We start from the raw sequence: 11,036 nt of genomic DNA on the forward strand, positions 1-11,036 counted from the left end.
TTATCCGCACTGCGCGCGCTGGAGCAGCTTGTGATCGGCGAGGACGAGCGCCATCATCGCTTCGACCACCGGCGCACCGCGGATACCCACGCAGGGATCGTGGCGCCCCTTGGTGACGATATCGGTCGCCTCGCCCGCCTTGTTCACCGTCGGCACGGGGGTCAGGATCGAACTGGTCGGCTTGAACGCCACGCGGACGACGACGGGCTGGCCGGTCGAGATGCCCCCGGCAATGCCGCCGGCATTGTTCGAGAGGAAATCGGGGCGGTTGCTGCCGTCGCTCGCGGGTCGCATCGGATCGGCATTTTCCTCGCCGCGCAGCCGCGCCGCGCCGAAGCCCGCACCGATTTCGACGCCCTTGACGGCATTGATACCCATCATCGCAGAGGCGAGGTCGGCATCGAGCTTGGCATAGATGGGCGCGCCCCAGCCGGCGGGAACGCCACTCGCCGCGCATTCGATCACCGCGCCGAGCGAGCTGCCCGACTTGCGCGCCGCGTCCATCAGCCCTTCCCATCGCTGCGCCGCGGCCGGATCGGGACAGAAAAAGGGATTGCGATCAATCTCTTCGAGATCGAAGTTCGCCGGGTCGATCGCATCGCCGCCGATTTCGGCGACCCACGCATGGATCTGCACCTCGGGCAGGATCAGCCGCGCGACCCCGCCCGCGGCGACGCGCGCGGCGGTCTCACGCGCGCTCGACCGCCCGCCGCCGCGATAGTCGCGGATGCCGTACTTGGCGTCATAGGCGTAATCGGCATGACCGGGGCGATAGGCCTGCGCAATCTCTCCATAATCCTTCGACCGCTGGTCGACATTCTCGATCATCAGGCTGATCGGCGTGCCGGTGGTCTTGCCCTCGAACACTCCCGACAGGATGCGCACCTGATCGGGCTCCTGCCGCTGCGTCGCGTGCCGCGACTGGCCGGGGCGCCGCTTGTCGAGCCAGGGTTGAAGATCGGCTTCGGACAGCGCGAGGCGCGGCGGGCAACCATCGACCACCGCGCCGAGCGCCGGCCCGTGGCTTTCGCCCCAGGTGGTGAAGCGCAGAACGCGACCGAAGCTGTTGAAACTCATGTGCGCGGCGTCCTGTCCATGAACTCGATGCGGTTGCCGAAGGGGTCTTCGGTGAAAAAACGGTAACGCCCATCGACGGGGCTGTCATCCTTCGTCGGATGACCATGCGCCTCGACCCGTGCGCGCAACGCGTCGAGCGCGTCGGTGGCGAGCGCGACATGCGCCTTTCTGGCAGGCCGGAAATCGCCCTCGACCCCCAGATGCAATTGCCGGTCGCCGAGCGCGAACCAGCAGCCGCCGCGCGCCGCCATGTCGGCGGGCTTGGGCAGTTCGGCGAGGCCCAATAGCGCGCCGTAAAAGGCGCGCGCCTGCGCTTCGCCGCCCATCGGCATGGCGATCTGGACATGATCGAGGGCGAGCGCGAAATCCATGCCCCGCCGATGGCGGGAATCGCGCCGCAATTCAAGCGCGCTCAGCCACGTCACGCGGGGATCGGCACCGGATGGCGGCGGACCGCGATCGCATCAGGCAAGCGCGATGTCCGGCGCGTCTTCCTGCTTCATGCCGATGGTGTGGTAGCCCGCATCGACATGATGGGTTTCGCCGGTGACGCCGCTCGACAGGTCGCTGAGCAGATAGAGCGCCGAGCCGCCGACGTCGTCGATCGTCACATTGCGGCGCAGCGGCGCATTATATTCGTTCCACTTCAGGATCAGGCGGAAATCGCCGATCCCGCTCGCCGCCAGCGTCTTGATCGGTCCCGCCGAGATCGCGTTGACGCGAATACCCTGCGGCCCATAGTCGTTGGCGAGATATTTGACGCTGGTTTCGAGCGCCGACTTCGCGACGCCCATCACATTGTAATGCGGAATGACCTTTTCGGCGCCATAATAGCTGAGCGTCAGCATCGCGCCGCCACCCTGCCCCGTTTCGGGATCATAGGGCGTCATCATCGCCGCCGCGCGCTTGGCGACCGCAGTGAAGCTGTAGACGCTGATGTTCATGGTCATCAGAAAATCTTCGAGCCCGACATCGGCATAGGCGCCGCGCAGCGCCTCCTTGTTGGTGTAGCCGATCGCGTGGACGATGAAATCGATCGTCGGCCAACGCGCCGCGAGCGTGGCAAAGGCCTGGTCGAGATTGGCCATGTCGCTGACGTCGCAATCGATCAGGAAATCGCAGCCGAGCTGGTCGGCGAGCGGCTTCACCCGCTTTTCCATCACCTCGCCCTGATAGGAAATGGCAAGTTCGGCGCCCTGCGCATGCAGGGCCTTCGCGATGCCCCAGGCAAGCGACTTGTCGTTCGCAAGCCCCATGATCAGCCCGCGCTTTCCCTTCATCAGACCCATATTTATTCTCCGGTCTTGTCGTTACCGACCACAATATCGTCGACGCGCCCAATAGCGTCGTGGCCCAAATCCTCAACCTCGACGAGCGCCGCGTTGAGTTCGGCGCCGATCACCATACCCAATCCGACGAGGTAGAAAAAGAACAGCGCGATCATGACGCCGGCAAGGCTGCCGTAGGTCGCGTCATAGCGGAACAGGCTGGCGAGCAAAGGCGGAAGCGCCAGAGTGACCGCCATCCACCACAGGGTGGTGAAGAGCGCGCCGGGCCATTTGGGAAATTGTCGCCCGCGATATTTCGACGGCGTCAGCGACAGGAAGAGAAAATAGATGGCGGCGAACAGCCCCAGCCCCGATACGCCGCGCGAAATGGCGACGACGCCCGCCGACTGATAGGCAGAGGGCAGGACGCGCTCGACGAACTGTTCGATGCCAACGATCAGCACCTGCATGCTGAACGAGATCAGCATCAGCACGACCGCGCCGGTGACGATGCCGATCGACACCAGCCGATAGTGGAAAAAGCCCTTGGAAAAATGAGTGCCATAGGCGCGGCGCAAGATGTCGCGGATCGTTTCGATCAGGCTGCCGACGGTCCACAGCGCGACGAGCGCGCCGAGCCAGAGGAAAATGCCCGTCCGCGCGCTCATTACCTCTGCGATCGGCCCCGCGAGCGCGCGCGCAACCGATGGCGGCATCGTCGAAAAGACCGCTTCGATCGCCCGCTCGCTGCCATAAGCGCCGCCCACGAGACTGAGCACCGCAGCGAGCAGGATGAAGAAGGGAAAGAGCGCGATCAGCGCAAGATAGGCAAGATTTCCGGCGTGGATGAACCCGTCGGTGTAGGTGCCGACCACCACCCGGCGCGCGACGCGAAAGATGCGCGTCCCGGGGCCGAGCGTTTCGCGTCCGCGTTCGATGACGCCCTGCGCCCGCCCGCGCAGGTGCATGCGCTTGGCGCGCTCGGCGCGTGCCTCGGGCGAATGGGGCGAGTGGCCTTCGGCCAGAAATTCCCTGCCGACCTCTTCGGCGACCTGACGTTCGAGCGCTGCGGCGTCTTGCTGCCCGGGACGTTCAACCACGCATCACACGCCAAGATCGGCCCGCACCGGCCGCGTATCGGTCCAGCCTTCGAGCGCCTTTTCGAGTGCGGTGTCGCCCGAAGGAATGTCCACCATCAACCGGACGAGCTGGTCGCCGCGGCCGCCGCCCTTGCTGCTGAACCCCTTGCCCTTGAGGCGCATCACCTTGCCCGACGAGGAACCCGCGGGGATCGACAACATCACCGGTCCGTCGACGGTCGGCACCTTGATCTTCGCACCCTTGACCGCTTCGTTCAGCGTGATCGGCAAGTCGAGGCGGATATTGTCGCCATCGCGTTCGTAGAAGGGATGATCCTTGACGCTGATCGTCACGATACCGTCGCCATTGCCTCCCGGGCCCGGCTGCCCCTTGCCCGCAAGGCGCATCTGCGTTCCGGTTTCGACTCCGGCCGGCAGCTTGAGGTCGATGGTCTTGCCATCGGCAAGCGTAATCCGCTGCATCGCCTGGGTCGCCGCATCGACGAACGAAACGCTCAGCCGATAGGCGACATTGGCGCCTTTTTGCGGCGGCGCGCTGCGTCCCCCGCCGAAACCAAATCCGCCGCCACCACCGCGACCGCCGAACAGGCCTTCAAATATGTCGCCAAAGTCGGCGCCCTCGCCACCAAAACCGCCGAAGCCCCCCTGCGGCCCGCCGCGCGGGTCGCCCCGAAAGCCGCCGCCGCCACCGCCGAAACCGAACGGCATGGCGGGATTGCCCTCTGCATCAATTTCGCCGCGATCGAACTGCGCGCGCTTTTCCTTGTCGGACAACAGGTCATAGGCTTTGGTGACGTCGGAGAATTTCTCCGACGCCTTCGGATTTTCCTTGTTCCGGTCGGGATGCAGCTCTTTTGCAAGCTTGCGATAAGCGGATTTGATTTCCGCTTCGCTCGCGTTTTTCGCCACGCCGAGGGTGGAATAGGGATCTGCCATCTGTCTCCTGTAGCCCGATAAGTGACTGGCCGTGAAGGGCCGATTGCGCGCCATGTGGTAATGGCTGCGCAGAGGGTCAAGTTCCCGACGCTTTTGCTCGACCAGAGGCGCGACGCGGAGTATTGAGCCGGCATGACGACGACCGATCCTTTCGCGCTATTCGACCTATGGTATGGCGAGGCACGCGCGAGTGAACCCAATGACAGCAATGCGATGGCGCTGGCGACCGCGACGGCGGACGGTCATCCGTCGGTGCGGATGGTCCTGCTGAAAGGGCATGGCCCCGACGGGTTCGTCTTCTACACCAATCTCGACAGCCGCAAGGGCGGCGAGCTTGCGGCGAATCCGCATGTCGCCCTGCTCTTTCACTGGAAGTCGCTGCGCCGACAGATTCGCATCGAAGGCCCGGTATCGACCGTCGACGACGCAACCGCCGATGCCTATTTCGCGACGCGCAGCCGCGACAGCCAGCTCGGCGCCTGGGCCAGCCAGCAGTCGCGTCCGCTCGACGCGCGTGAAAGCTTCGAAAGCCGCTTTGCCGAAATGCAGGCGCGCTTCGAAGGACAGGACGTGCCGCGTCCGCCACGCTGGTCGGGCTGGCGCGTGACGCCCGAGCGAATCGAATTCTGGCAGGACCGGGCGCATCGCCTGCACGAACGCACGTTGTTCGTGCGCGCGGGCGATGGCTGGACGAGCGGACTGCTCTACCCATGAGCTGGCGCCGCCTGCCGATCACGCGCGTCGACGCCTTTGCCGAGCGGGCGTTCGAGGGCAATCCGGCGGCCGTCATGCCGCTCGACGAATGGATGAGCGACGCGATGCTTCAGGCGATCGCGGCGGAGAATAATCTGTCCGAAACCGCCTTCGTCGTTCCCGACGAAACGAGCGAGGCCGATTACGAACTGCGCTGGTTCACGCCCAAGCAAGAGGTCGCTCTGTGCGGCCACGCGACGCTGGCGAGCGGACATGTGCTGCTGACCACCGCCCAATGGCGCGGCGACATGCGTTTTCGCACGCGCCACGCGGGCATCCTCGTTGTCGCGCGCGATGACGAGGACGGATATCGCATGCGCCTGCCCGCCTATCGCCCCGAACCCAAGCCGCTGGCAAAGATCGCAGCCGCGGTCGGCGGGTCGCCGCTCGAAACGCTGTGGCATGACGGACGCTATGCGCTGCTGGTCTATGCCGATCCGCGCGAGGTGCGCGCGCTGGCGCCCGACATGGCGGCGCTCAAGGCGCTGGGCGACGTACAGGCGATCGCCACCGCCGACGGCGCGGGCGACCCAGCAGGCGCCGATGTCGTGAGCCGCGTGTTCGTGCCAAGCGCGGGGATCGATGAAGATCCCGTCACCGGGTCGGCGCACTGCGTCCTTACCCCTTATTGGACGCGCCGACTGGCGCGCGACCGCTTTACCGCCTGGCAGGCGAGCGAGCGCGGTGGGCGCGTCGGCTGTCATATCGACGGCGATCAGGTCGAGCTTTCGGGTCGCTGCGTCACGACGCTGACCGGCGAATTCCTGCTCTGACGATCGCGGCGTAGCGCCTTAGAGCGCGGCAGTCAGATCGCCGAGATGGCGGCGGAGCGCCGGGAACTGCTTGTCCTTCGTTATGCCGAGCCGCACCATCGTGATCCGCTGCGACGGCGACACGATGATATATTGCCCCTGATGCCCGATGCAGGCGAACAGGTCGTTCGGCCCGCGATCGGGCCATAGCGCCGCCCCCGCGCCCGCGGGCCGCGCGCGATTGAGCCAGATGTGCCCGCCATAGCCGGCATCGTTGGGCGACGGCGTCAGCATGAAGCGCATCCAGGTTTCGGGGAGCAGGCGCTGGCCGTTCGCAACGCCATGATTGCGCAGGAATTCGCCGAACTTCGCATAGTCGCGTGCGGTCGCATGCATGATCGATCCGCCGACCATCGTGCCATGCGCGTCGAATTCGGGGGTCAGGCTGGTCATGCCGAGCGGCTCGGTCAGGCGGCCGTGGATGAAATCGAGCATCGCGTCGCGCCGAGCGTCGGGGTTCGACGACGGGGTCAGCGCATCGGTCAGGATATCGGTAAGGATGACGCTGGTCGCCGAACTATAGTTGAAGACTTCGCCCGGCTTGGCGATCGCCGGCTTGCCCTCGGCAAAGGCGGCCATATCCTGCGCCCCCTTGCCGAACAGCATGTCGACCGTGTCGCCGCGCCACACCGGATCGCCTTCCTCGACATGTTCGAGGCCCGATGACATGTGCAGCAGATCCCTGAGCGTGATCGTGCCGCGCGGATCGCCGCTGCGTTGCCACGCCGCGACCGGCGCCGGGCCATCGAGCGACAATTGGCCGTCGGCGACCAGAAAGCCGGTCAGCACGGCCGTAATACTCTTGGCCATCGACCAGCTGATAAGCTTGGTATCGGGGCCGAAGCCGGCGCCATAGCGTTCGTAGATCGGCTTTCCGTCGCGCAGGACCAACAGCGCGCGCGTCTCGCCGAGATCGCCGGCATCGTCGAACAGCGCATCGGCCTTCGCCTTCACCACCGGATCGAGCGCCGGGAGCGCGGGCGACGCAGCGACCGGCACGACATCGTCGAGCGATGCGCCCAGCCGCGGCGCCGGTGCGGGCGGCGCCATGCTGCCCTGCCCGGCGGCGTGCGTGAGCGACCAGCCACCCAGGAGCGCGAGCGCGGCACTTGCCAGCAGAAGTTTTTTCGTGATCATGGCTGCCCGTGAGTAACACCAACCCACCCGAAACGGCAACGGGCGAACCTGCTGCGGCGCCGACGCCGACCGGCGAGCGCCCGGAAGTGCCGCGCCGCCTGCACGGCCGCAGGCGCGGAGCGAGCCGCTGGGGCGGCTGCCTGCCATGGGCGGCGGGGTTCGGCGTCCTGTTGCTGATCTTCCTGATCTGGCAATTTCCGTCGTTCAAGGCGCAGGCCGAACTCGGCTCGGCCTATGCCGCGCGCGTCGGTTGTTCGTGCCGCTATGTCCAGGGACGCAGCCTCGACAGTTGTCAGACGGACTTCGAACCCGGCATGGAACTGGTGTCGCTCAGCGACGATCCGGCGACGAAGACGGTGACGGGCAGCGTGCCGCTGCTCGCGTCGCGCAGCGCACGCTATGCCGGTGCCAACGGCTGTTTGATCAACCCCGCACCCTGAACCGCTGTGTGATCAGCGCGAACGCCGCGGGGACGCCGAAGACGAGCAGCCACACCATCGCCTCCTCGTCCCAGCCATAGCCGGCCGAAAGCACGCCGAAGAGCAGATTGGCGACCGATACGACTAGCCACAGGACCAGAAACAGCCGGGTCGCGCGGGCGGCGTCGCGAATGGACAGGCGCAGCAGGACCAGCAGGGCCAGCGCGGCGATGAGCATGATCATGGTGTGCGACATGAATTCCTCCCCTGAAACATCCGGCTACACATCGGGATCGGCGCCGAACAGGCGGCCGAGCCCCGGCGCCCAGCGCTGCCAGCCGCCGTTGAGCGATCCCCATTCCCAGATCGCGGTGAACAACAGCGCGCCGAAAATGCCCATGCCGAGCGTCAGCGGCTGCCAATGGCCGAACCAGCCCGCAGCCCCGATCGCGAGCAGCAGCGCGCAGCCGAGCATATGTGAAAAGGGCGGCAGCGGCCGGTCGTTCGTCGCGCGCTTGAAGCCCATATTGCCGACGAGGAAGAGCAGCGCGCCGCCGACGGCAACGGCGAGATAGGCCGGCTCGATATGCCCCTTGGCGTGGGCGAGCAGCATTTCGTCGGCGACCGCAGAGACGACGAGCCCCGCGACGATCGGGATATGCCAATAGGTATAGGCATTGCGCGCGAGCAGCCCGGCGTCGCCGCTCGCCTCGATCAGCTTGCTCCCGCGCACCGCGCCGGTGTCGAAATAGAGCCACCACAGCGCCGCGCTGCCGAGAAAGCAGGTCGCGAAAGCCGTCCAGTGGAGCGCGTCCTGCGGCAACGTCGCAAAGGTCGCACCGGTGACGAGTACCCCCTCGCCCAGCGCAATGATGATGAACAGCGCGCAGCGTTCGGCCATATGCGCCCCGGCGATGTCCCAGTCGGCTGCGTTCGACCGGCCCAGCCCGGGCGTCGCAAAAAAGGCGAAGGGACCGGCATATTCGATAGCGAGCGCCGCCGCCCAGCACAGCATCCGCACCTCGGCATCGGCGAAGCAGCCCGCGATCCACAGAGGCAATGTCAGCAGCGACCAGAAGGCGATGCGCGCGAAATTGCGGGCGCGCCCGTCGTGGATCCCCCAGCTTGCCCAGACGACATAAAGCGACCGCCCCAATTGCATCGAACAATAGGCCGCGGCGAACAACCAACCATTCTTGCCGAACGCGTAGGGAATGGCGCTCGACAGCGCGAGCCCCGCGAGCATCAGCAGGATCAGCATGAGGCGGACATTGGCGCGGTCGGGGTTGAGCCAGTTCGCAACCCAGGTCGTGTAAATCCACACCCACCAGACCGCGAACAGCAGGATCAGCGCCTGCAACGCCCCCATCAGCGACAGATGCGCGAGCAGACCGTGCGAAAGCTGGGTTATCGCGAAGACGAAAACGAGGTCGAAGAACAGCTCGATATAGGTGACCGGCGCATGGCCGTGCGCGTCACGCGCCCGAAACAGATTGGTCCTCGCCATCGACGCTTGCCCTCCCCTTCATAAGTTTGCGCCACTGGCCGGGAGACATAGCAAGCCTGCGCCGAAACACAGCACAAAGATGCGCGTGACTCGAAAAGCCGGTTGCAAAGGCGATTTCGGCGACGCTCAGCGGCCGGCTGAGCAGGAACCAGCAGGCACGACGCAACCGCTGGTGCAGCACATATTGCGCCGGCGTGCGCCCGGTCGCGCGCGCGAACTGGACGATCAGATTATTGACCGACATGCCCGCTTCCTCGGCAAGCTCGTGGACCGACAGCTGGGTCTCGAGACCCTTCTGGATATAGCGCATCAGATCGTCGATACGGCGCGCGATGCCCGGCTGCACCGGAAGCGTCGCCGTGGTCGCGAGCCGTTCGGCGATCGCGGCGATCAGGGCGTCGCCCGCCTCGGCATCGCCCGCCGCGAGCGCGCGGGCGAGAGCCGCCATCGCCGGATCATCATGCCCCGCGATCGCCCGCGCATGGGGCGAAACGGCGAGCCGGTGATGCGGAATTTCGACCTCGATGCTCCGCACCGCGCCGCCCTGCGCCGTCGCACGATATTCGTGACCGAAGGGCGCCAGCCACATTTCGCCGGGGATCGGATCGCCCAGCGATGTCCGCCGTCCGTCGAGCCACGTCTCGAGCCAGTGGTAGCTGCCCGCTTCGTAAAGGATCAGCATGTGACAATCGCCAGACACCGTCCAACTGCTCGGGCCGTCGATCCGGTCGACCTTGGCGATTGCCCTGACTTCTCCCGCGTTCATCCAGCGAATATGCCGAATGCGGGAGTATCTGAAAGCCTGCAATATAGGCCAAATCTATGGTTAAATCGCACCTTCAGCTTTTGGGTCGCAAACCAGTGGACGGACTGAAGGTGCACCCCAAAACCGACCCCTCCGGCGGGCGACTGTTACAGTCGTCCGCCGTTTTTCGGGCTCCGCGAAACGGCGACGCGGGTCAGTTTGCGGCGAGAAATTCGTCCATCGCGGCGTTGACCGCATCGGGCGCTTCCCAAGGCACAAAATGGCCGCAGCCCGGCACCTTCACGATGGTGATATCGGGCACCAGTTCCTCGATCCCGTCGAGATTGCACGGCGGCAGCGCGACATCGTCGAGCGCCCAGACGACCAGCGTCGGGATCGTCAGCTTCGGAAAAGGCATCGCGGGCGGCTCGGCATAGGGGTCGTCCATCGCGGGCACATTGGCGGGCGAACCGCGATACCAGTTGATCATCGCGCGGCAGGTGTCGCGATCCTCCCAATCCTTGAGCAGCCGGGCGATCTCGTCGGGCGGCTGGATCCCGCCGCTCGGCACCCTGCCCGCAAAGGCATGGGCCAGGATGCCCGCAATGCCATGCTCCTCGATGATCGCGTCGCTGGCAGGATCGCGGAAGGTACGGATATACTGGCTCGCGGCGCGCTGCTCGGCATTGGTCAGCAGCAAGCGCTGAAAGATCGCGGGGTGCGGCGCATTGGCGATGACCGCCCGCGTGACGCGGCCCGACCATTCGGGATGCAATCCCCCCGTCTGACCGCCGAGCGCCACACCCCACGCGATCGCCCCGCCCCAATCATGCCCGACGACCGTGAAATCGGCGACATCCAGCGCATCGGCGAGCGCGAAGATGTCGGCGATCAGCTTGTCGGGGGTGTAGGAGGCGGCGTCCTGCGGCTTCGACGACCCGCGATAGCCGCGCTGATCGGGCGCGATGCAGCGGAAATGCTGCGCGAAATGCGGCAGCTGAAAGCGCCAGGTGCGGTGCGATTCGGGAAAGCCGTGGAGGAAGATCAGCACCGGCGCATCGCGCGGCCCCATATCAACAAAGTCGAGCTCGACCCCCGTCGCCAGCCTGACCCGCACCTGATCGAAATCGCCGCTCATGCATCGCTCCTCTGGTTTCATTTCAAAACCGTCTGGCCGAGCGTGGCGCCGCTGGCAAGCTGCAACAAATGGCGGGTCGGTGGCGACTGCAGCGGCGTTTGGCTGAGTGGCGGCATTGGGTTGTATTCTGTTGAAAAACTCCCG

General features: G+C 65.7%; 13 protein-coding genes. 3 read left to right on the forward strand and 10 right to left on the reverse strand.

Going from position 1 to position 11,036, the window contains the following annotated elements:
- The 5 genes from aroC to EBMC1_RS13640 form a co-directional block, all read right to left on the reverse strand.
- The gene (gene aroC, locus EBMC1_RS13620; protein ID WP_003047953.1) at window positions 1–1,077 is read right to left on the reverse strand and encodes a chorismate synthase; all 1,077 of its coding nucleotides are present in this window, start codon (window positions 1,075–1,077) and stop codon (window positions 1–3) included.
- Entirely contained in the window at window positions 1,074–1,448 is a 375-nt protein-coding gene (locus EBMC1_RS13625; protein ID WP_003047955.1) for a VOC family protein, read from the reverse strand. The genes aroC and EBMC1_RS13625 overlap by 4 nt, the downstream gene beginning before the upstream one ends.
- A 93-nt stretch (window positions 1,449–1,541) precedes the next feature.
- Window positions 1,542–2,366 (reverse strand): enoyl-ACP reductase FabI, encoded by an 825-nt coding sequence (gene fabI, locus EBMC1_RS13630; protein ID WP_003047958.1) that lies wholly within the window; start codon window positions 2,364–2,366, stop codon window positions 1,542–1,544.
- A 2-nt stretch (window positions 2,367–2,368) separates the two neighbouring features.
- Window positions 2,369–3,445, reverse strand: coding sequence for a YihY/virulence factor BrkB family protein (locus EBMC1_RS13635; protein WP_003047960.1), 1,077 nt, complete (start codon window positions 3,443–3,445; stop codon window positions 2,369–2,371).
- Between the two features lie 3 nt (window positions 3,446–3,448).
- The gene (locus EBMC1_RS13640; protein WP_003047962.1) at window positions 3,449–4,381 is read right to left on the reverse strand and encodes a DnaJ C-terminal domain-containing protein; all 933 of its coding nucleotides are present in this window, start codon (window positions 4,379–4,381) and stop codon (window positions 3,449–3,451) included.
- A 132-nt stretch (window positions 4,382–4,513) separates the two neighbouring features.
- Between EBMC1_RS13640 and pdxH the strand changes: the two genes are divergently transcribed.
- Together pdxH and EBMC1_RS13650 are read left to right on the forward strand one after the other, a co-directional pair.
- Window positions 4,514–5,095 carry a pyridoxamine 5'-phosphate oxidase gene (pdxH, locus tag EBMC1_RS13645; protein ID WP_003047963.1) on the forward strand — a complete coding sequence of 194 codons (582 nt, stop codon included), beginning with the start codon at window positions 4,514–4,516 and terminating at the stop codon, window positions 5,093–5,095.
- Window positions 5,092–5,907 (forward strand): PhzF family phenazine biosynthesis protein, encoded by an 816-nt coding sequence (locus EBMC1_RS13650; protein WP_003047965.1) that lies wholly within the window; start codon window positions 5,092–5,094, stop codon window positions 5,905–5,907. The genes pdxH and EBMC1_RS13650 overlap by 4 nt, the downstream gene beginning before the upstream one ends.
- Window positions 5,908–5,925: 18 nt before the next feature.
- Here the strand turns inward: EBMC1_RS13650 and EBMC1_RS13655 are convergent, their stop codons facing one another.
- Window positions 5,926–7,083 (reverse strand): serine hydrolase domain-containing protein, encoded by a 1,158-nt coding sequence (locus EBMC1_RS13655; RefSeq protein WP_003047968.1) that lies wholly within the window; start codon window positions 7,081–7,083, stop codon window positions 5,926–5,928.
- An 8-nt stretch (window positions 7,084–7,091) separates the two neighbouring features.
- Here EBMC1_RS13655 and EBMC1_RS13660 point away from each other — a divergent pair, with 8 nt between their 5' ends.
- Window positions 7,092–7,523: a hypothetical protein gene (locus EBMC1_RS13660; protein ID WP_003047970.1), complete on the forward strand. Its 432-nt coding sequence runs from the start codon at window positions 7,092–7,094 to the stop codon at window positions 7,521–7,523.
- Here EBMC1_RS13660 and EBMC1_RS13665 read toward each other — a convergent pair.
- From EBMC1_RS13665 to EBMC1_RS13680, 4 genes are all read right to left on the reverse strand, one after another.
- On the reverse strand, window positions 7,507–7,758 hold the full coding sequence (locus EBMC1_RS13665; protein WP_003047972.1) for a hypothetical protein: 252 nt from the start codon (window positions 7,756–7,758) through the stop codon (window positions 7,507–7,509). The genes EBMC1_RS13660 and EBMC1_RS13665 overlap by 17 nt on opposite strands.
- Window positions 7,759–7,782: 24 nt before the next feature.
- Complete coding sequence (locus EBMC1_RS13670; RefSeq protein ID WP_003047974.1) at window positions 7,783–9,009, reverse strand: low temperature requirement protein A; 1,227 nt, start codon at window positions 9,007–9,009, stop codon at window positions 7,783–7,785.
- A complete protein-coding gene (locus EBMC1_RS13675; protein WP_040590309.1) occupies window positions 8,978–9,775 on the reverse strand; it encodes an AraC family transcriptional regulator in 798 nt (265 codons plus the stop codon). The genes EBMC1_RS13670 and EBMC1_RS13675 overlap by 32 nt, the downstream gene beginning before the upstream one ends.
- A gap of 193 nt (window positions 9,776–9,968) precedes the next feature.
- The gene (locus EBMC1_RS13680) at window positions 9,969–10,892 is read right to left on the reverse strand and encodes an alpha/beta fold hydrolase (RefSeq protein ID WP_003047982.1); all 924 of its coding nucleotides are present in this window, start codon (window positions 10,890–10,892) and stop codon (window positions 9,969–9,971) included.
- Window positions 10,893–11,036 lie beyond the last annotated feature (144 nt).

The organism is Sphingopyxis sp. MC1 (assembly GCF_000371385.1).
GTDB classification, from domain to species: domain Bacteria; phylum Pseudomonadota; class Alphaproteobacteria; order Sphingomonadales; family Sphingomonadaceae; genus Sphingopyxis; species Sphingopyxis terrae.

Bases quoted from the DNA above. Each gene is read 5' to 3' on its own strand.
- EBMC1_RS13655 (WP_003047968.1), bottom strand. From the start codon at position 7,083: ATGATCACGAAAAAACTTCTGCTGGCAAGTGCCGCGCTCGCGCTCCTG.
- EBMC1_RS13640 (WP_003047962.1), bottom strand. From the start codon at position 4,381: ATGGCAGATCCCTATTCCACCCTCGGCGTGGCGAAAAACGCGAGCGAA.
- EBMC1_RS13675 (WP_040590309.1), bottom strand. From the start codon at position 9,775: ATGAACGCGGGAGAAGTCAGGGCAATCGCCAAGGTCGACCGGATCGAC.
- pdxH (WP_003047963.1), top strand. From the start codon at position 4,514: ATGACGACGACCGATCCTTTCGCGCTATTCGACCTATGGTATGGCGAG.
- EBMC1_RS13650 (WP_003047965.1), top strand. From the start codon at position 5,092: ATGAGCTGGCGCCGCCTGCCGATCACGCGCGTCGACGCCTTTGCCGAG.
- EBMC1_RS13625 (WP_003047955.1), bottom strand. From the start codon at position 1,448: ATGGATTTCGCGCTCGCCCTCGATCATGTCCAGATCGCCATGCCGATG.
- EBMC1_RS13665 (WP_003047972.1), bottom strand. From the start codon at position 7,758: ATGTCGCACACCATGATCATGCTCATCGCCGCGCTGGCCCTGCTGGTC.
- EBMC1_RS13680 (WP_003047982.1), bottom strand. From the start codon at position 10,892: ATGAGCGGCGATTTCGATCAGGTGCGGGTCAGGCTGGCGACGGGGGTC.
- EBMC1_RS13670 (WP_003047974.1), bottom strand. From the start codon at position 9,009: ATGGCGAGGACCAATCTGTTTCGGGCGCGTGACGCGCACGGCCATGCG.
- fabI (WP_003047958.1), bottom strand. From the start codon at position 2,366: ATGGGTCTGATGAAGGGAAAGCGCGGGCTGATCATGGGGCTTGCGAAC.
- aroC (WP_003047953.1), bottom strand. From the start codon at position 1,077: ATGAGTTTCAACAGCTTCGGTCGCGTTCTGCGCTTCACCACCTGGGGC.